This is a genomic window from Paraburkholderia sp. SECH4 (assembly GCF_030511745.1).
Taxonomy (GTDB): Bacteria; Pseudomonadota; Gammaproteobacteria; order Burkholderiales; family Burkholderiaceae; genus Paraburkholderia; species Paraburkholderia madseniana.
Genome location: NZ_JALOCP010000018.1, coordinates 76,966 through 93,831, shown reverse-complemented (window position 1 = coordinate 93,831; position 16,866 = coordinate 76,966). Strand labels below are relative to the sequence as shown.

Below are 16,866 nucleotides of genomic sequence, written 5' to 3'. Positions count from 1 at the left end.
CCAAATAAGCGGGCGGACAGAGAAGGGCGGCATCGAGGTTGCCGGGGGCGACTATAAGGCCGCAACCATCACAAAAGCCCATCCAGTAAGGGCGTGTAAGTGCCCGTGCTCAACGCCGCTTCACCCTTCTCGATCATCCTTACGCATGTGCCGTTCCAACCGGCAATTCGATCCGTACTTCCAGCCCGCCTTGCGCGTGATTGCGCACATGGCAGCGTCCGCCGCGATCGTGCGCGAGCCGCGCGACAATCGCGAGACCCAGGCCGCAATGACCTTCGCCGCCGCGTGCCGCGTCGAGCCGTACGAACGGTTTCATCGCCGCGGCGATGCGGTCGTCGGGAATGCCTGGGCCGTGGTCGCGCACGCTGATTACCCAATGCCGTTCATCGCGCGCCGTGGCGATATCCACCGGCGGTGAGCCGTGCTCGAGCGCGTTGTCGACAAGGTTCGTGACCAGCCGGTCGAGCAAGGTGCGCGGCAGCGTGAACGACGAACCGGCGCGCAGATCGAGCGTGAAGAGCGGCGTCTCGGTGCTGTCGCTGGCGGAAAACTGTTCCTGCAGGAATTCGTCGACTTCGACCGGCGGCCCTGCGTCGGCGGACTGGCCCGCAAACTCCAGAAACTGCTGGACGATGTTGGTCAGCGAGTCGACGTCGCGGATCAGGCCGGCGCGCTCGTTTTCCGCGACCAGTACGCTCGCACGCAACTTGAGCCGCGTGAGCGGCGCTTTCAGATCGTGCGCGACGCCGGCCAGCATCACCGCCTGGTCGTCTCCGGCTTCGTTCAGGCGCCGCATCATGTCGTTGAAGGAGCCGATCAGATCGCGCAGTTCGCGCGGGCCCTGCACGGTCACGGGTTCCGGCCGGCCGCCTGAACCGAACGCGCGGGCGGCATCGGCCACGCGCGACAGCGGCCGTTGCATCTGCCAGACCGCGAACAGCGACAGAATCAGCGCGGCCAGCAGCATCGAGATGGATTCGACCACGAAGCGCGGGCGCGGCGGCACGTCCACCGGCACGACAACCCAGTTCGATTTGCCGGGGAACAGCACCCATAGCTGCGGCGGGCGCAGGTCGTCGACGGCGATTTGCGTGCCGGGCGGCAGGTTCTCGCGCAAGTGCCGGCTCAGTTCGACCAGTGGACGCTGATCCGGCGTGCGCAGATGGACGCTCGACGGCATGTTCCAGGTGGGCACGAGGTGCACGCGCATGGCGGGCGCGAGCGCGGCGCCCTTCATCGGCTCGCCGTTGATGGCCTGCAGCACGAGCAGAATGCCGCGCGCGAAGCCGTCGATTTCGTGGCGCGGCGGCTGCATCACCACCAGCACGAACCACCCGGCCTGAATCGCGAACAACACCGCTGCCGACAGTAACGCCATTCTGCCGAACAGCGTGTTCAGCGGGTTTCTCATGCGCTTGAGGCAGCCTCGTCGGCGAACGGCGTGCCGTCGGCGTCGGGCACGAATACGTAGCCTTTGCCGCGCACCGTCTGCACATAGCAGGGATTGGACGGGTCGTCTTCGATCACGCGGCGCAGGCGCCAGATCGGCACGTCGAGGCTGCGGTCGCGGAAGGCGAGATTGTCGCGATGCACGAGATCGTGGATCAGCACGCGCGACAGCACCTTGTACGGATTGTTGACGAAAATCTTTAGCAGGGCGAACTCGCTGTCGCGCAGCGGCAGCTTCGAGTCGTCGCGTGACAGCGAGCGGGTGGCGAAGTCGAGTTCGAACGGCCCGAAGCGATACGGCTTGCGGGCTTCCGGCGCGCTCGTAGTGGACGGCCCGCGGCGGCGGAGCACCGTATGGATGCGCGCGAGCAGTTCGCGTGGGTCGAACGGCTTGGTCAGGTAGTCGTCCGCGCCGAGCGAAAGCCCAACGATGCGGTCGGCCACCGTACCGCGCGCCGTCACGAAGATCACCGGAATGTCGTCGCCGGCGGCACGCAGCGCAGTGAGCGCGCGTAAGCCGTCGGTGTTCGGCATCATGATGTCGAGCACGACGACCGACGGCCGTTCACGTTCGAGCCGGCGTTGCAAATGGGTGCCGTCGTGCAGCACTGACGCGTCGAAGCCGTTCGTCTGCAGAAACTTGCAAAGCAGATCGCGCACAACCGGGTCGTCGTCGACGATAAGGACCTGTGGATTCATGGCGAAATTCTAGACTGGCACGCGCGGCGTGCGACCGACTGTTTTCTTACCAATGCTTACCCAAACTCGCGCCGTGCCCGCCGGTCCGGGCGTGAGGCCCGCCAACAAAGGCTCACGGCATATTTCACTGCCGCCACATCTGGCAACGCGTCCGTAATGCGTTGGCCCATTTGCCCATGCGCTGCGCGGCGTGGAAGTCATTTTGCACCGCTGGAATTCCTCCGGGGAAAGAATCTGCGCGCAATTGCTACTGACGGCAAGGGGTCGCAACGGGTCGTAAGAACCGCGGAAAAGCGCGCGTTCCTTCGCGCATCGCCACCGCGTGCGCGGCGAGATGATTCGTCGTGCAGTACGTTGCGCCGCATGTCGAAAACAGCCTAACGCCTTGGGCCCACGGCAGGCGGCGTGAAATCGAAACCTAGCGCCACGCGAGGCTCATCATGACCGTTCATAGCAATCTCAGCTCAACCCGCTTTTCTTCGCTCGCGCCCACGCCGCCAGCGGAAAAACCCGCAGCCCCAAACAACTCGCTGGCCACGCCGCAAGCACGGGAGTCCGCCAGCGAGGCGCTCCCGTCGCTGCCGTCGGGGCTGGTCGGGCATCACGTCAACACGACTGCCTGACGCACCGAGGCCCGTGTGTCGACCCCGAGCATTCCTGACTGTTTCATCCGTGTCGCTGCGTGGTTGACGCTCGGCGCGGCGCTGCTGCCACTTGGCGGCTGCGCCGTCGCCGCGCTGCCGTGCCGGCTGACAGCGGCCACGCTGAAAATCGTTCCGGTCGTCGGCCATGCCGCGGCTACCCCGTTCGACATGTGTTCATCTGCCATCGACTGAATCATGAGACTCAAACGGATTGCCTGCGCGCTGGCGCTGCTGGGCGGCGCGCTCTCGATGCTCGCTGAGGCGCAGCCCGTCGCGCGCGAAGCGAATGCGGCCAGCGCCGCGTCGAAGGCTGCTTCCGCTGACGCACGCCGGCGCTCGCAGGACACGCCGTTCGCGTTTCGCGGCATTGCGCTCGGCATCACGCTCGACGAGTTCCGCGCGGGTTCGACCGTGCGTGCTACGCCGATTGGCAGCGTGCCCGTCTGCGAGACGGACGTGCAGGCGGGCGCGCTCGGCATGCGGTTGAAATCGCGCGAGAGTCTGACGGTCGCCTGCCGCTGGGCGCATCGTGCGGACGATGGCTGGGCGGTGTCGCAAGCCGTCGTCGACGGTGCGCCGGCATTGGAGCATGTGCTGCGCTTTGCGCGTGTCGACGGCCAGAGCGCGCTGCGTCTGTACGAGATTTCCTTCGTGATCGACGAGATCACCGCCGAAGACCTGCGCGACGCGCTCGCGGACCGCTATGGCACGCCGCGTCTGGTGACGCAAAGCGTGTCGTCGTCGGGCGCGATGCCGGTCTACGTGTGGGAAAACGCGGTGAGTTCGATCACGTTGTGTTTTCTGCCGGGCACTCGCAACGGCACGCTCACCTATCTGCTGAAAGGCTCGGACGCATGGGTGAAATCGGTCGTGCGGCAATGGCAGGCGAGCGGCGCCGAGGCGGGGTGATGTGCCGCCTCACCTGTCGCGCTGGTTGTGGGCGCATGCGTGGCTCAGATTGCATCGTTGAACAAAGCATCGGCACCACGACTGCAAAGTCCGTTTTTTACCCGGCCGACCCGGCCAAGGAGCATGCATGACTGCGCTACGTCTCACTGTCGCGCTAGGCGTGGCGGCCTGCCTCGCGGCTTGCGGGAGCGGCCAACAGCCGTCAATCGTCGAAACGCCGATGTCGCCGCCGCTCGCGTCGGCGCCGCTGAACGTCAATACGCAGGGCGCGATCTATCAGGCCGGCGCGCCCTTGCTGCTCTACGAAACACCGCGTGCGCAGCATATCGGCGATGTGCTGACGATCCGCTTGTCGGAATCGTACAGCGGCAACAACAGCGCGACCGCTGCCGCGAGCCGTTCGAGCAGCATCACCGCGACTGCAGCCGATCAGTCGACCAACGCAGCCGCGCGGCTCGCGAGGCTGTTCAACATCGGCTCGGCCAGTACTGACTACAAGGGGCAGGGCAGTCTCACCGACGTCAGCGGCATGACCGGCACGTTGGCCGTGACCGTGATCGGGACGATGTCGACCGGTAATCTGGTGGTGTCGGGCGAGAAGGTGATCGCGATGAGCGGCAACCGCGACCGCTTGCGCCTGTCGGGCATCGTCAATCCGAAGGATATCGAAGCAGGCAACTATGTGGCGTCGAGCAAGGTCGCGAATGCGCGCATCGAGCAGGCCGGCGTGGGGATGGTGTCCGACTCCACCACGATGGGCTGGCTGCAGAGAATGTTTCTGAGCGTGCTGACGTTCTAGCGTCGACGCGGTGTGCGCGAGATGCGAGACACGCCGCGTAGGTTTACCTAAGTCCGAGGCCTGGCGCCGAGGTCTCGCCAGGCAAACATCACGCAAGCGGTGGCGCGTTACGTTCCGCTGCGCCGATTTCACCGTCCGGCACGAACACGTAGCCGCGTCCCCAGACGGTCTGCACATAGCGAGGCTCGGACGGATCCACTTCGATCAGCCGCCGCAAACGCCAGATCGAGACGTCAAGGCTGCGGTTGCGATGCACCTCGCTATTGCCGTGCAGTTTCTCCAGCAACTGCGCGCGCGTGAGTACGCTCATCGCGTGCGTGACGAACACCTTGAGCATCGCGAATTCGCTCGAACGCAGCGCAATCCGCTCACCGTCGCGGCGCAATTCGCGCGCCGGAAAATTCACCTCGAAACGACCGAAACGATAGGGCGCGCGTTGCTCCGGCGCGCTCGGTGCAATCGTGCCGCGGCGGCGCAGGACCGTGCGAATCCGCGCGACCAGCTCGCTCGGTTCGAATGGCTTGCCGAGATAATCGTCGGCGCCGAGTTCGAGGCCGATCACGCGGTCGATCGGATCGGCGCGCGCGGTCAGCAGGATCACAGGAATATCGTCGCCGGCGACGCGCAATGCGCGCAACGCGCTAATGCCGTCGAGCTCCGGCATCATGATGTCGAGCACGACCAGCGCGGGACGCTCGTCCTGCAAGCTGCGCTGCAGCGCCATGCCGTGTTCGAGCGTGGACACCTTGAAGCCACGCCCCAGCAGATATTCGCTGACGAGCTCGCGTACGACGGGGTCGTCGTCGACGACCAGAATGGATTGGTTCATCCAGGTCATCTTAGTGATCCACGCGCGCGGCGCAAAGCGCGAAACGCTTTCGAATCCTTTCTCGCGTAAGAGAAAGCAAGCAGGCCGTGCGCCTAGTTTGCCAGCGACGTCTGGATGGTCTGCATCGGCTGCCGGGCCAGATCGGTCTGATCGACCACCATCTTGTCGATCAGACCATTGAGCTTGGTCGAGGCGGTAGAGAAGCGGTCGGTGTTGAGGCCGCCGGTCTGGTAACGCGCGGTGACGAGAATGCGCCCGTGCTGGATCAGCGTCAGATCGATGATCGACAGATACTGGATCGTTTCGTCGCTGAACGAACGGCGGCCGTAGTCGATCGCGGCGTTGTAGACGAGGCGCGCTTCGCATCCGGCGGGTGAGGTGCCCGGATTGTAGACGTCCGAACGAATACCGCGCCGGTCGAGCGCAAGCTGCAGCGCCGGCACGAAATCGCCGACCGTCACAGTCTGATTCACTTCGATGCAGACGTTATGCACGTTCGCCGGCCGGCCGTTGACGAAGGTCGGCGACGAGTAGTTCGCCGCGATCGCGTAGCCGGCCTGAATCACGGAGCCGGTGGCGTCGGCCGCCGAGATCAGCGTCCACGCGCAGCCGTTCAGACCGAATGCGAGGGTCGCCGAGGCGGCGAGCCACGCACAAGGCCGCCGCAACATGACCCACGCGGCCATTGGGGCCCGCGTGAAAGCGTAAGCGCGCAAGCTCGGCATAGAGGTCATGATGCGGTGCCTGATGGCGGTGAGGAAGTGCGGCGAATGACAACGGGTCTCAGCGGAAAAGCAGCGGAACGTGGCAAAAACGGCCGACGCTCAGCGCGTGACGCGCAGGCGCAGTTCGTTTTGCCCTTGCACGCTGGCCGTCACGTTCACGCGCCGATCTTCGGTGGTCACGATGAAATGCTGACGCGTCGGCGTGTTGACGTCGTGCACGACGTTGGGAAAGCAGGCAGCGATATCGGCGCCGAATTCTTCGAGCGGATCGTTGACGACACCGTCGGCTTGCCAGTGTGCGCGCCAGTGGCAATCGTAGGCGTGCGTGTTGGCGCGGCAGTCGTCCACGGCCGATACGCCCGGCAGTTGCGCGGCAGGTTGCGCGTGCAACTGCTTGAAATCGGGTGCGTCGACGATGTGTTTGAGCGCGGGGCAAACATCCGCCGGCTCATTGGGCTGGGTGGCTTGCGCAGCGTACGCGGCGCTCGTGAGCAGCAGGGCTGCGCCAAGCGCAAGCGCTGCGCGCTGGGTCAAAGGATGGAAGCGGTGATCGAATGACATGTGCGGAGAGTCCAGTAGCAGTGAGGGGCGTGGCGGGCGGCGCATGGTACAGCCCGCACGACTATCGTCGCTGCTGCAGGGGATTTTCAAAGCGCGGAACAGCTTGCCCGCTTCGCAAATGCTTTCGAACTGTTCTCGCGTGTTTCCGGATGTTGCGGCGTGCTGCCTAGCCGAGCGTCAGGCCGCCGTCGATATGGATCACCTGGCCGGTGATGTGACGCGCTTCGTCGGAGAGCAGGAAGGCGATCAGCGCGGCGATATCCGCGGGCTCGGCGACGTGACCGAGCGGTGTCGCTTCGGCGGCGCGAGTCCACACCGATGCATTATCGGCACTTGGGCCGCGATCTTTACGGGTATAGCCGGGCGCCACGCAATTGACCGTCACGCCATGCGGCGCAAGTTCGGCGGCTGCGGTTTTGGCCAGTGACTCGATCGCCGCTTTCGCCGCAGCCGTTGCGGCGAACGGCGCATCCACGCGATAGCGATGCGCGACGAACGAACTGAGCGCGACCACGCGTCCTCGCTTCGAGGTTTCCAGGGCGGGCGTCGCACGCTTGACGAGCGCGGCGAACGCGGCCGGCATGGCGGCGAAGGCGGCGCTGAACACGTCAGCGTCGAGTGCGTTGAGCGTTTGCCGTTGCGCGTGGCCGGCGTTCGCTACCAACTGATCAAGCGCGCCGAAGTTCGCGAGCGTTTGATGAATTACGTGTTCCGCGGCGCCGCGTTCGGCCAGATCGCCGAACACCGTCGCGCAGCGCGCGCCGTTCGCGCTGCAATCGGCGGCGACTTGTGTAAGACGCTGGCGCGCTTCGTCGTCGGCGCCGCGGGCGTGCAGCATCAACGCGGTGCGCGGCGCGGCGATGCGCCGGGCCAGTGCGGCGCCGATGCCGGAGCCCGCGCCGGTGATCAGGACGACCCGATCGAGTTCGGCACCGCTCATGCCGGTCGTGCTGCTCGCGTCACCGGTGCCGCTCATGTCGCTCGCGTTGTTCACGCTGTTCACGCGGCGATCGGTTCGCCCGAGCGCTCGACGTCGAGCGTTTCGCCATGGAACGCCGCCAGCGATTCGCGATGCGCGACACTGACGATCGCCGCCTGCGGCAGTCGCTCGGTGAACAGGTGATAGAGGCGTGCTTCGTTTTCCGAATCGAGCGCGCTGGTTGCTTCGTCGAGGAACAGATAGTCCGGCTTATGCAGCAGCACACGGGCGCCGGCGAGACGTTGTTGTTCGCCCGGCGAGAGAACGCGTGTCCAGTGTCCCGATTCCTGCAGGCGGTCGGCGTATTCCGACAGGTGGCAGGTGACGAGCGCTTCGCGGCATTCTTCGTCGGTGTAGGTGTCAGCAGAGGATGGATAGGTGAGCGCGGCTTTCAGTGTGCCGATCGGCATGTAGCTGACCTGCGGGATGAACATCATGCGCGCGTTGACTGGTGCGTCGATCGAGCCGTCGCCGAACGGCCACAATCCTGCGAGCGCGCGCATCAGCGTGCTCTTGCCCGAGCCGGACGGACCACGAACCAGCCAGCGCGAGCCCGGCGTGATTGCGATATCGCGGATGCGCGACAGCGGGTTGCCGTTCGGCAGCGCAAGCTGAAGGCCGTCTGTGGAGAGCTTGTCTTCGTCGACAAAATGCAGGTTGATGCCGCCATGCGCGGTGGCGGGCGACACTGATTCCTTCAAACGCGGCGCATGCACGACGCGGCTGAATTCACGCAACCGGTTCACGGTAGCGCGCCATTCGACCAGGGTGCCGTAACTGTTGATGAACCACGAAAACGAATCGCTGACGGTACCGAATGCGCTCGAAATCTGCATCAGCACGCCGAACGTGAAAGCGCCCGCGAAGTAACGGGGTGCTGCCACCACCAGCGGAAAGATGATCGCGATCTGGCCGTAGAAGCTCAGCACGAAGGTGAGCCGCTTGGTGTACTTCATCACCTGCCACCAGTTGTCGCGGATGCGGCCAAACAGCGATTGGGTGTTCTTCTTCTCGGTCTCCATACCATCGTAGAAGGCGATCTGCTCGGCGTTTTCACGCAGACGGATCAGGCCGAAACGGAAATCCGCCTCGACTTTCTGCGCCTGGTAATTGATCGACACGAGCGGATGGCCGACCTTCTGGATGATCAGCGAGCCGACCACCGCGTACAGCGCCGCGGCCCACACCATGTAGCCCGGAATCTGTATCGGCATGCCGCCGAGCGAGACGGTCAGCGCACCGGCCAGCGACCACAGGATCGTGATGAACGACACCAGCGTGACGACCGTGGACAGCAGGTCGAGCGTCAGCGAGAGCGTGGTGGTGGCGAACGATTGCAGGTCGTCGCTGATCCGCTGGTCGGGGTTGTCAGCGAGCCGGTCGCGTTCGATACGGTAGAAGGCGCTGTCGTGCAGCCACTCGTTGAGATAGCGCGTGGTCAGCCACTGGCGCCAGCGGAAGCCGAGCATCTGGCGCAGATAGCGGCCGTACACGGCCAGAATGATGAAGCCGAACGCAAGCCCCGAGAACACCATCAGCAGATGCGGGAAGTCGTGGACGTTCTTGGTCTGCAGCGCGTTGTAGAAGTCGGCGCTCCAGCGGTTCAGGCGCACGTTGATCCACACGACGAGCAGATTCATAACGATGATCGCGATGAGCAGCCCCCACGCCGTTTTTCGTTCTTCGGAAACCCAGTAAGGTTTGATCAGGCTCCATGCGGAGACTTTATCGTCCGGCGGCAGCGCGGGGCTGGAAGCGGTATTCGGTGTCATGAGCATCCTGGTGAAGTGCTGGCCCGTGCCGGGCGGGCCCCAGTCGGGCCGGCCCCACGGCGGGTTTGCGGTGCGTGCCCCGGGCGTCGTGCTCGACGAACGCACGTCCGGGTAAGCGCCCGATTCTGGCGCGAAGCCCTTAAGTGAAAATTAATTTCCGCTCAGAGGTCCCGCCTCGATGCCGCTGGCGCTCGGGCGGCGAAGCATGTCACCCGCGCGCCAGCGGCATCCGGTCCTGGCATTGTGCCAGAGCGTTGCAGTCGGCCGTATTGATGAATCGAAAGATAGTGACGGATCAACGGCGTGTGCCCGCAGAGGCCGTTGGTTTGCGGGCGCTGCGCCTTTTATGGTCTAATGACCTTCGACGAAACAGGGGTGCTTTGCCCACAGGCTGCGTGATTTTCATGCAGCGGCGGCGAGGCTGAGAGAGACCCTTTGCACCCGATCCGGGTAATACCGGCGCGGGAAGTTTCCGGAAGCAGCCAGTCTTCCATTCCCCGCCGGGCGGCGTCCGTCATTGGACGTGCTTATTGCCCGGCCGGCCTCACCCGCCGGTTTCGTCCTGGGTACGTGCGTTTCTTTGCCGTACGGAAAGGACTCGATGACCGCCTATTCTTCAGACATGTGTTTTGCTCTTCGCCACGCTTTCGTCGGTTGTGTTCGCGCGCCGTGCTGCTTTAGCGTTGCTTGCCGCTGTGACTCGGAGTGCGCGCGATGAATCGTTCTGCTCAACCCGATTTCGCCGTGCTCGGCGGTGGGCTGTGCGGGCGCCTCGTCGCGTGGCGTCTCGCCGGTGAAGGGCATCGCGTGGCGCTCTATGAGCGCGGCGATGCTGCAGGTACGCAAGCGGCGGCCTGGGTCGCCGCCGCCATGCTGGCGCCGCTGGCCGAAGCCGCCAGTGCTGAACTGCTGATCACCCGTCTCGGCGCGAGTTCGCTCGATTCCTGGCCGCGAGTGCTGGCCGAATTGCCCGAACCAGTGTTCTTCCAGCGCAATGGCACGCTCGTCGTATGGCATCACGCCGACCGCACCGAAGCGCCACTGTTCGAACGCCGGGTGCGCTCGAACGCGCCTGCTGAATTGCTCGACGGTGGCTTCGTGACGCTGGCGGGCGCTCAGGTCGGCGCCGCCGAGCCCGCATTGGCGGGCCGCTTCAACCAGGGCTGGTTGCTGCCGCGCGAAGGCCAACTGGATAACCGTCAGGTGCTGACCGCGCTCGCCGCGGGCCTCGCCCAGCGCGGTGTCGAAACGCACTGGAACACGCCGGTCGACGATCATGCGCTGCCGTCCGCACGCATTACGATCGACTGCCGTGGGTTGGGCGCGAAGTCTGTGCTGCCCACGCTGCGCGGCATTCGCGGCGAAGTTGTACGCGTGCATGCGCCCGGTATCAAGCTGACGCGGCCGGTGCGCCTGCTGCATCCGCGCTACCCGCTGTATATCGCGCCGAAGCAGGACGATCTCTACGTGATTGGCGCCACCGAAGTGGAAGGCGAGGACATGTCGCCGGTCAGCGTGCGCTCGGCGCTCGAGTTGCTGAGCGCTGCGTTTTCCGTGCATCCCGGCTTCGGCGAGGCACGCATCCTCGAACTGAATTCGCAGTGCCGCCCGACTTTGCCGGACCACCGTCCGGCGTTGCTGTGGGATGGCGCGCAGACATTGCGCGTGAACGGCCTGTACCGGCACGGCTACATGATCGTGCCCGAAGTCGCCGACGAAGCCGTGCGCTTCGCCGCGGCGCTGCTCGACGGCCGCATTGGCGACGCCGATGCTTTCGCCGACTGGCAAAGTGCCGCGCGCTGGAGCGAGCTGTTTCAACTGGACTCCACGCGGGAGCCGGCATGAGCGTTGCGCGCCTGCTGGCGAAATAGCCGCGGGATAAACAAGCGCGCGCCGCTGCCCCACTCGATTGAACCGTATTCGAACACCATGGACATTCATATCAATCAAAAGCCGTTGTCGTTGCCCGAAGGCGCGACTGTCGCCGATGCGCTTGCCGCGTTCGGCGCGCGTCCACCATTCGCGGTCGCGCTGAACGGCGATTTCGTCGCACGTACCCAGCATGCGGCGCGCGCGCTGCAGCCGGGCGACAAGCTCGATGTCGTGCAACCCGTGGCCGGCGGTTAAGCCCCGCGCCACGCCTTGCCGGAGACCAGGATTATGCAAATGACTGCCCCCCAAACCGCCGACGCGCTCACGCTCTACGGCCAGACTTTCGCGAGCCGTGTGCTGCTCGGCACCTCGCGCTATCCATCGCTGCAATCGCTGTCCGATTCGATCGACGCGGCGCAGCCCGGCATGGTGACCGTCGCGCTGCGCCGGCAGATGAACGAAGGCGGCGCCGAAGCCGGTTTCTTCGACCTGCTCAAACGCCATGGCGTCCCGCTGCTGCCCAATACCGCCGGCTGCCTGACCGTCGGCGAGGCGGTGACGACCGCGCATATGGCGCGTGAAATCTTCGAAACCGAGTGGATCAAGCTCGAACTGATCGGCGACGACTACACGCTGCAGCCCGACCCGGTCGGCCTGATCGAAGCGGCCACGCAGCTGATCAAGGACGGCTTCAAGGTGCTGCCGTATTGCACCGAAGATCTCGTGATCGGCCGCCGCCTGCTCGATGCGGGCTGCGAGGCGCTGATGCCGTGGGGCGCGCCGATCGGCACCGGCAAGGGCGTGATCAATCCGTACGGCCTGCGCGTCTTGCGCGAGCGCTTGCCCGACGTGCCGCTGATCGTCGATGCCGGCCTCGGCGTGCCGTCGCACGCGGCGCAAGTGATGGAGTGGGGCTTCGACGGCGTGCTGCTGAACACCGCCGTTTCCCAGGCGACGCACCCCGACGCAATGGCGCGCGCCTTCGCGCTGGGCGTCGAAGCGGGCCGCCAGGCTTTTCTGGCGGGGCCGATGGCCGAACGCGAAAGCGCGCACGCGAGCACGCCGGTGGTCGGCATGCCGTTCTGGCATCAAGACGGGAGCGCCGCATGACGCAAACTTTGCCTTTGACTGGCCGCGACCTCTTCTGGCCGCCCGCTGACGAACTCACCGAAGCTGCCGAGCGGATCCGCGCCCGCTTGGGCGAGTGGCCGCCGACCCATGCGCCGTGGCGCATCTGCCTGACCGCGCCGGACGAGCCGAACGGCGGAGACCTGATCATCGTCGCCGACGCGCAGCAGCATGGCGAGCAGGTGGCGCGCTGGCAGGTGCAGGGCGCAGGCGTGATCGTCGCCGCCGAGAACGCGGCGACGTTGCATCTGGGCGGCGAGAAATACAGTCTGGAAGGCCATCTGGCGGAAGACTGGATTCCCGCGCTGGCGGCGTTTCTGGATTGCGGCTTTGATCCGCACGACGCGCTGGTTTTGGCGCTGGCGTGGCGCGACGGCGACGAAACCAAAGCGGAGGACGCATTTCCGGCCGATATCGCGCACTTCCCACGCCTCGCCGGTCTGCCGGCCGCGCCGGCGCAAGCGTTCGCGCGTTGCCCCGACAGGCTCGGGCTGTACCCGGTGCTGCCGACCGCGGAGTGGGTCGAACGGGTGGTGGGTTTTGGCGTGAAAACGGTCCAGTTGCGCCGCAAATCGGCCGAACCTGCCGACGAACTGAAGCGCGAAATCGCCCGCTGTGTCGCCGCGGGCCGTGAGCACGATGCCCAGGTTTTCATCAACGATCACTGGCAAGCCGCGCTGGAAGCGGGCGCCTACGGCGTCCACCTCGGCCAGGAAGACGTGCATACGGCCGATCTGTCGGCACTTGCCACCGCTGGCATCCGCCTCGGTCTGTCGACGCACGGTTTCTACGAGATTCTGAAAGCACTGCATTTCCGGCCAAGCTACATTGCATTGGGCGCGGTGTTTCCGACCACCACCAAGGTCATGCCGACCGCGCCGCAGGGCCTCAAGCGTCTGGTGCGGTATGTACGCCTGCTCGACGGCGTCGTGCCTCTGGTGGCGATCGGCGGAATCGATCTGCAGGTGCTGCCGGACGTGCTGGCGACGGGCGTGGGTTGCGCGGCCGTGGTGCGCGCCGTGACCGAGGCCGCCGACCCGGCTGTCGCTGTTTCTGCGCTGCAACATGCGTTTACGCAATAATCGTCAAGTTCAGTAAAGGGACAGGGCACCTCACGGCAGCATTTCCATGATGGCCCTATAATTCGGCCTTCCGTGTAAAAGGACTGTCAGTTTCGTGTCTTCCTCCCCTGAGACCTTACTCGAGCTGCGCGACGTCGACTTCGGTTATGGCGACCGGCTCGTCCTGTCGAACCTGAATCTGCGCTTCAAGCGCGGCCAGGTCGTTGCGGTTATGGGCGGCTCGGGTTGCGGCAAAACAACGGTGCTGCGTCTGATCGGCGGTCTGGTGCGCGCGCAGCGCGGCCAGATCCTGTTTCATGGCCAGGACATCGGCCAGCAGACGCGCGACGGCCTCTACGCGCTGCGCCGCAAGATGGGCATGCTGTTCCAGTTTGGCGCGTTGTTCACCGATATGTCGGTGTTCGAAAACGTCGCCTTCGCCTTGCGCGAGCACACCGACCTCCCCGAAGAACTGATCCGCGACCTCGTGTTGATGAAGCTCAACGCGGTCGGGTTGCGCGGCGCGCGCGACCTGGCGCCTTCGGAGATTTCGGGCGGTATGGCGCGGCGTGTGGCGCTCGCCCGGGCGATTGCGCTCGACCCCGAGCTGATGATGTACGACGAGCCGTTCGCCGGCCTCGATCCGATCTCGCTCGGCATCACCGCGAACCTGATTCGCGCGTTGAATCAGGCACTTGGCGCGACGTCGATCCTCGTCACGCACGACGTGCCGGAATCGTTCGCGATCGCCGATTACGTCTATTTCCTTGCCAACGGCGGGGTGCATGCCGAAGGCACGCCGGCTGAGCTGCGCGCGTCGACCGATCCTACGGTGCGCCAGTTCATCGACGGCGCGCCGGACGGCCCGTTCAAATTCCACTATCCCAGCAAGACGCCACTCGCGGCGGACTTCGGCATTGGCGGAGGTCAGTCATGATCAGCGCGCTTGGTCGCTCGGTACTCGACGGGCTGGGCACGGCCGGCTACGCCACGCGGTTCTTCTTCCGGCTGCTGCTCGAGTTTTTCCCATTGCTGCGCCGGCCGCGCCTTGTCACGAAGCAGATCCACTTCGTGGGTAATTATTCGCTGGTGATCATCGCCGTGTCGGGGCTGTTCGTCGGCTTCGTGCTCGGCTTGCAGGGTTATTACACGCTGAACCGCTACGGTTCCGAACAGGCGTTGGGCCTGCTGGTCGCGCTTTCGCTGGTGCGCGAACTCGGGCCGGTGGTCACGGCGCTGCTGTTCGCGGGCCGCGCCGGCACGTCGCTCACGGCCGAAATCGGCTTGATGAAGGCGGGCGAGCAATTGACCGCGATGGAAATGATGGCGGTGGACCCGGTCAAGGTCGTCGTCGCGCCGCGCTTGTGGGCGGGCATTATTTCCATGCCGATTCTGGCCGCGATTTTCAGCGCGGTCGGCGTGTTCGGCGGTTATGTGGTGGGTGTGCTGCTGATCGGCGTCGATGCCGGCGCGTTCTGGTCGCAGATGCAAGGCGGCGTCGATGTCTGGCGCGACGTGGGCGCCGGGGTCATCAAGAGCGTGGTGTTCGGCCTCGCGGTGACCTTTGTGGCGCTGTTTCAGGGCTACGAAGCCAAGCCGACGCCGGAAGGCGTGTCGCGCGCCACGACCAAGACGGTCGTGTACGCGTCGCTTGCGGTGCTCGGCCTCGATTTTCTGTTGACCGCACTGATGTTCAGCTAAAACTGCGCTGCACGTTTCCGTTCGGCGGGCGCGCCTCGGTTTGCGCGTCACGGGAGCGGGAGCAGCGTGGCGGATTCACTTTGGGATGACGATGAAAAAGACTGCTCTCGACTTCTGGGTCGGCCTGTTCGTGGTGTTGGGTTTCGTGGCGTTGCTGTTTCTCGCGCTGAAGGCCGGCAACATGAGCTCGTTGTCGTTTCAGGCAACGTACCCGGTCAAGCTCAAGTTCGACAATATCGGCGGACTGAAGGCGCGCGCACCGGTGAAGAGCGCGGGCGTGACGGTCGGCCGGGTTGCCTCGATCGGCTTTGACAGCAATGCGTATCAGGCGGTTGTCACGATCGATATCGACAAGCAATACCCGTTTCCGAAAGACACGTCGGCGAAGATCCTGACCTCGGGTCTGCTCGGCGAGCAATACATCGGGCTCGAACCCGGTGGCGATAGTGAGATGCTTAAAGCGGGTGACACGATCTCGATGACACAATCGGCAATCGTGCTGGAAAACTTGATCGGACAATTCCTGTATAGCAAGGCCGCGGACTCGGGCGCATCCAAGCCGGGCGCGGGTTCGGCCACACCTGCGGCCGCCCCTGCCACGGCACCCGCGTCGGCGGCGCCGACTCTGCCCGCCTCTGGCGCGGCCGGTCAATAAGGAGAATAAAAATGCAGACCCTACGCAAACGAGGCGTGCGCACCGTCCAGATAGCGACCTTCGCGCTCGCGGCCGCTACGCTCGCCGGCTGCTCGACCGTGCAGACGCCGACCAAGGGCGATCCGCTCGAGGGCTTGAACCGCACCATCTTCACCGTCAACGACAAGCTCGATCAGTACGCGCTGAAGCCGGTCGCGAAGGGCTACGTCTTCATCACGCCGCAGCCGGTGCGCGACAGCGTCACCAACTTCTTCTCGAATATCGGCGACGTCTACATCGCGGCGAACAATCTGCTGCAGTTGAAGATCACCGATGGCGTCGAAGACATCATGCGGATCGTGATCAACACGGTGTTCGGCGTTGGCGGTCTGTTCGACGTGGCGACGCTCGCTAAACTGCCCAAGCATGACAACGACCTCGGCCTGACGCTCGGGCACTACGGCGTGCCGCCGGGTCCTTACCTCGTTCTGCCGCTGTTCGGTCCGAGCACGGTGCGCGACGCGGTCGGCTCGATCGGCAACTACTATGTGAATCCGCTCAGCTACATCAATCCGCCAGGCCTGACGTGGGCGCTGTACGGCGTGAACGTGATCAATACGCGTGCGAACCTGCTGAACGCGAGCGATGTACTGGAAGGCGCCGCGCTGGATAAGTACTCGTTCGTGCGTAACGCGTATCTGCAGCGCCGCCAGTATTTGTTGTCGGACGGCAAGCAGTCGCAGTCGCTGCCGAACTACGGCGACGAAGCGCCGCTGCCGAAGTACGACGACGTCGATAGCGGTGCGGCTGCGGCGCCAGCAGGCACGCAGGGTGCTGCCGCGAAAGCATCGGCTGCGTCCGGTGCGGCCGCCGCAACGCCGCCGCAAGCTGCTTCGGCGGCTGGCGCAACCACGGGCGCAACCGGCACGGCGGCTGCGCCTGAAGCCGCCTCCGGCGGCTCCGAAACACCGCCGCTCGACCTGAACGGCGGTCCGGAAACGACGCAGATTCCGGCCGGCCAACTGGTTCCGCCGACGCGTTTCAACTTCCCGTCATTCAAATTGCGTTGATCGTGCGGCCGTAACACCTCGATACGACTCTCGC

The 16,866-nt window shown here is 64.9% G+C and carries 19 protein-coding genes and 1 riboswitch; of the genes, 12 read left to right on the top strand and 7 right to left on the bottom strand.

What is annotated here, in order from left to right; all coding sequences use genetic code 11:
* Positions 1 to 139: 139 nt before the first annotated feature.
* Both M0D67_RS23370 and M0D67_RS23365 read right to left on the bottom strand, forming a co-directional pair.
* Entirely contained in the window at positions 140 to 1,411 is a 1,272-nt protein-coding gene (locus tag M0D67_RS23370) for an ATP-binding protein (protein ID WP_154560954.1), read from the bottom strand.
* A complete protein-coding gene (locus M0D67_RS23365) occupies positions 1,408 to 2,148 on the bottom strand; it encodes a response regulator (protein ID WP_115781190.1) in 741 nt (246 codons plus the stop codon). The genes M0D67_RS23370 and M0D67_RS23365 overlap by 4 nt, the downstream gene beginning before the upstream one ends.
* Before the next feature lie 440 nt (positions 2,149 to 2,588).
* Between M0D67_RS23365 and M0D67_RS23360 the strand changes: the two genes are divergently transcribed.
* The 4 genes from M0D67_RS23360 to M0D67_RS23345 all read left to right on the top strand — a co-directional run bounded on the left by M0D67_RS23360 (position 2,589) and on the right by M0D67_RS23345 (position 4,500).
* Positions 2,589 to 2,771 (top strand): hypothetical protein, encoded by a 183-nt coding sequence (locus M0D67_RS23360; RefSeq protein WP_154560956.1) that lies wholly within the window; start codon positions 2,589 to 2,591, stop codon positions 2,769 to 2,771.
* A 45-nt stretch (positions 2,772 to 2,816) separates the two neighbouring features.
* A complete protein-coding gene (locus tag M0D67_RS23355) occupies positions 2,817 to 2,984 on the top strand; it encodes a DUF6726 family protein (RefSeq protein WP_323135781.1) in 168 nt (55 codons plus the stop codon).
* A 3-nt stretch (positions 2,985 to 2,987) separates the two neighbouring features.
* Complete coding sequence (locus M0D67_RS23350; protein WP_154560960.1) at positions 2,988 to 3,701, top strand: hypothetical protein; 714 nt, start codon at positions 2,988 to 2,990, stop codon at positions 3,699 to 3,701.
* Between the two features lie 127 nt (positions 3,702 to 3,828).
* Positions 3,829 to 4,500: a flagellar basal body L-ring protein FlgH gene (locus M0D67_RS23345; RefSeq protein ID WP_154560962.1), complete on the top strand. Its 672-nt coding sequence runs from the start codon at positions 3,829 to 3,831 to the stop codon at positions 4,498 to 4,500.
* Positions 4,501 to 4,588: 88 nt separating this feature from the next.
* Here the strand turns inward: M0D67_RS23345 and M0D67_RS23340 are convergent, their stop codons facing one another.
* The 5 genes from M0D67_RS23340 to M0D67_RS23320 form a co-directional block, all read right to left on the bottom strand.
* Positions 4,589 to 5,329 (bottom strand): response regulator, encoded by a 741-nt coding sequence (locus M0D67_RS23340; RefSeq protein WP_154560964.1) that lies wholly within the window; start codon positions 5,327 to 5,329, stop codon positions 4,589 to 4,591.
* Between the two features lie 92 nt (positions 5,330 to 5,421).
* Positions 5,422 to 6,063 carry a hypothetical protein gene (locus M0D67_RS23335; protein WP_154560966.1) on the bottom strand — a complete coding sequence of 214 codons (642 nt, stop codon included), beginning with the start codon at positions 6,061 to 6,063 and terminating at the stop codon, positions 5,422 to 5,424.
* A 90-nt stretch (positions 6,064 to 6,153) separates the two neighbouring features.
* Complete coding sequence (locus M0D67_RS23330) at positions 6,154 to 6,615, bottom strand: hypothetical protein (RefSeq protein ID WP_154560968.1); 462 nt, start codon at positions 6,613 to 6,615, stop codon at positions 6,154 to 6,156.
* 166 nt (positions 6,616 to 6,781) lie between these two features.
* Positions 6,782 to 7,555: an SDR family NAD(P)-dependent oxidoreductase gene (locus M0D67_RS23325; RefSeq protein WP_266239788.1), complete on the bottom strand. Its 774-nt coding sequence runs from the start codon at positions 7,553 to 7,555 to the stop codon at positions 6,782 to 6,784.
* 59 nt (positions 7,556 to 7,614) lie between these two features.
* On the bottom strand, positions 7,615 to 9,366 hold the full coding sequence (locus M0D67_RS23320) for an ABC transporter ATP-binding protein/permease (RefSeq protein ID WP_154560970.1): 1,752 nt from the start codon (positions 9,364 to 9,366) through the stop codon (positions 7,615 to 7,617).
* 361 nt (positions 9,367 to 9,727) lie between these two features.
* Positions 9,728 to 9,851, top strand: a riboswitch (TPP riboswitch).
* Between the two features lie 229 nt (positions 9,852 to 10,080).
* Here M0D67_RS23320 and M0D67_RS23315 point away from each other — a divergent pair.
* From M0D67_RS23315 to M0D67_RS23280, 8 genes are all read left to right on the top strand, one after another.
* A complete protein-coding gene (locus M0D67_RS23315) occupies positions 10,081 to 11,211 on the top strand; it encodes an FAD-dependent oxidoreductase (protein ID WP_154560972.1) in 1,131 nt (376 codons plus the stop codon).
* Positions 11,212 to 11,295: 84 nt separating this feature from the next.
* Entirely contained in the window at positions 11,296 to 11,493 is a 198-nt protein-coding gene (thiS, locus tag M0D67_RS23310; protein ID WP_028199627.1) for a sulfur carrier protein ThiS, read from the top strand.
* 39 nt (positions 11,494 to 11,532) lie between these two features.
* On the top strand, positions 11,533 to 12,348 hold the full coding sequence (locus tag M0D67_RS23305; protein WP_054036603.1) for a thiazole synthase: 816 nt from the start codon (positions 11,533 to 11,535) through the stop codon (positions 12,346 to 12,348).
* Positions 12,345 to 13,448: a thiamine phosphate synthase gene (gene thiE / locus M0D67_RS23300; protein ID WP_154560974.1), complete on the top strand. Its 1,104-nt coding sequence runs from the start codon at positions 12,345 to 12,347 to the stop codon at positions 13,446 to 13,448. The genes M0D67_RS23305 and thiE overlap by 4 nt, the downstream gene beginning before the upstream one ends.
* 94 nt (positions 13,449 to 13,542) lie before the next feature.
* Positions 13,543 to 14,364 (top strand): ABC transporter ATP-binding protein, encoded by an 822-nt coding sequence (locus M0D67_RS23295; RefSeq protein ID WP_168435726.1) that lies wholly within the window; start codon positions 13,543 to 13,545, stop codon positions 14,362 to 14,364.
* Positions 14,361 to 15,128: a lipid asymmetry maintenance ABC transporter permease subunit MlaE gene (gene mlaE / locus M0D67_RS23290; RefSeq protein WP_054036607.1), complete on the top strand. Its 768-nt coding sequence runs from the start codon at positions 14,361 to 14,363 to the stop codon at positions 15,126 to 15,128. Before M0D67_RS23295 ends, mlaE begins: the two co-directional genes overlap by 4 nt.
* Positions 15,129 to 15,219: 91 nt before the next feature.
* Positions 15,220 to 15,783: an outer membrane lipid asymmetry maintenance protein MlaD gene (gene mlaD / locus M0D67_RS23285; RefSeq protein ID WP_154560976.1), complete on the top strand. Its 564-nt coding sequence runs from the start codon at positions 15,220 to 15,222 to the stop codon at positions 15,781 to 15,783.
* Between the two features lie 11 nt (positions 15,784 to 15,794).
* Entirely contained in the window at positions 15,795 to 16,832 is a 1,038-nt protein-coding gene (locus tag M0D67_RS23280) for a VacJ family lipoprotein (RefSeq protein WP_154560978.1), read from the top strand.
* Positions 16,833 to 16,866 lie beyond the last annotated feature (34 nt).

What these genes read in the sequence shown, in the direction of transcription:
- thiS (WP_028199627.1), top strand. Translation starts at nt 11,296, where the DNA reads ATGGACATTCATATCAATCAAAAGCCGTTGTCGTTGCCCGAAGGCGCG.
- M0D67_RS23320 (WP_154560970.1), bottom strand. Translation starts at nt 9,366, where the DNA reads ATGACACCGAATACCGCTTCCAGCCCCGCGCTGCCGCCGGACGATAAA.
- M0D67_RS23325 (WP_266239788.1), bottom strand. Translation starts at nt 7,555, where the DNA reads ATGAGCGGTGCCGAACTCGATCGGGTCGTCCTGATCACCGGCGCGGGC.
- M0D67_RS23345 (WP_154560962.1), top strand. Translation starts at nt 3,829, where the DNA reads ATGACTGCGCTACGTCTCACTGTCGCGCTAGGCGTGGCGGCCTGCCTC.
- M0D67_RS23335 (WP_154560966.1), bottom strand. Translation starts at nt 6,063, where the DNA reads ATGACCTCTATGCCGAGCTTGCGCGCTTACGCTTTCACGCGGGCCCCA.
- M0D67_RS23370 (WP_154560954.1), bottom strand. Translation starts at nt 1,411, where the DNA reads ATGAGAAACCCGCTGAACACGCTGTTCGGCAGAATGGCGTTACTGTCG.
- M0D67_RS23340 (WP_154560964.1), bottom strand. Translation starts at nt 5,329, where the DNA reads ATGAACCAATCCATTCTGGTCGTCGACGACGACCCCGTCGTACGCGAG.
- M0D67_RS23360 (WP_154560956.1), top strand. Translation starts at nt 2,589, where the DNA reads ATGACCGTTCATAGCAATCTCAGCTCAACCCGCTTTTCTTCGCTCGCG.
- M0D67_RS23280 (WP_154560978.1), top strand. Translation starts at nt 15,795, where the DNA reads ATGCAGACCCTACGCAAACGAGGCGTGCGCACCGTCCAGATAGCGACC.
- M0D67_RS23315 (WP_154560972.1), top strand. Translation starts at nt 10,081, where the DNA reads ATGAATCGTTCTGCTCAACCCGATTTCGCCGTGCTCGGCGGTGGGCTG.
- M0D67_RS23365 (WP_115781190.1), bottom strand. Translation starts at nt 2,148, where the DNA reads ATGAATCCACAGGTCCTTATCGTCGACGACGACCCGGTTGTGCGCGAT.
- thiE (WP_154560974.1), top strand. Translation starts at nt 12,345, where the DNA reads ATGACGCAAACTTTGCCTTTGACTGGCCGCGACCTCTTCTGGCCGCCC.
- mlaD (WP_154560976.1), top strand. Translation starts at nt 15,220, where the DNA reads ATGAAAAAGACTGCTCTCGACTTCTGGGTCGGCCTGTTCGTGGTGTTG.
- M0D67_RS23330 (WP_154560968.1), bottom strand. Translation starts at nt 6,615, where the DNA reads ATGTCATTCGATCACCGCTTCCATCCTTTGACCCAGCGCGCAGCGCTT.
- M0D67_RS23305 (WP_054036603.1), top strand. Translation starts at nt 11,533, where the DNA reads ATGACTGCCCCCCAAACCGCCGACGCGCTCACGCTCTACGGCCAGACT.
- M0D67_RS23350 (WP_154560960.1), top strand. Translation starts at nt 2,988, where the DNA reads ATGAGACTCAAACGGATTGCCTGCGCGCTGGCGCTGCTGGGCGGCGCG.
- mlaE (WP_054036607.1), top strand. Translation starts at nt 14,361, where the DNA reads ATGATCAGCGCGCTTGGTCGCTCGGTACTCGACGGGCTGGGCACGGCC.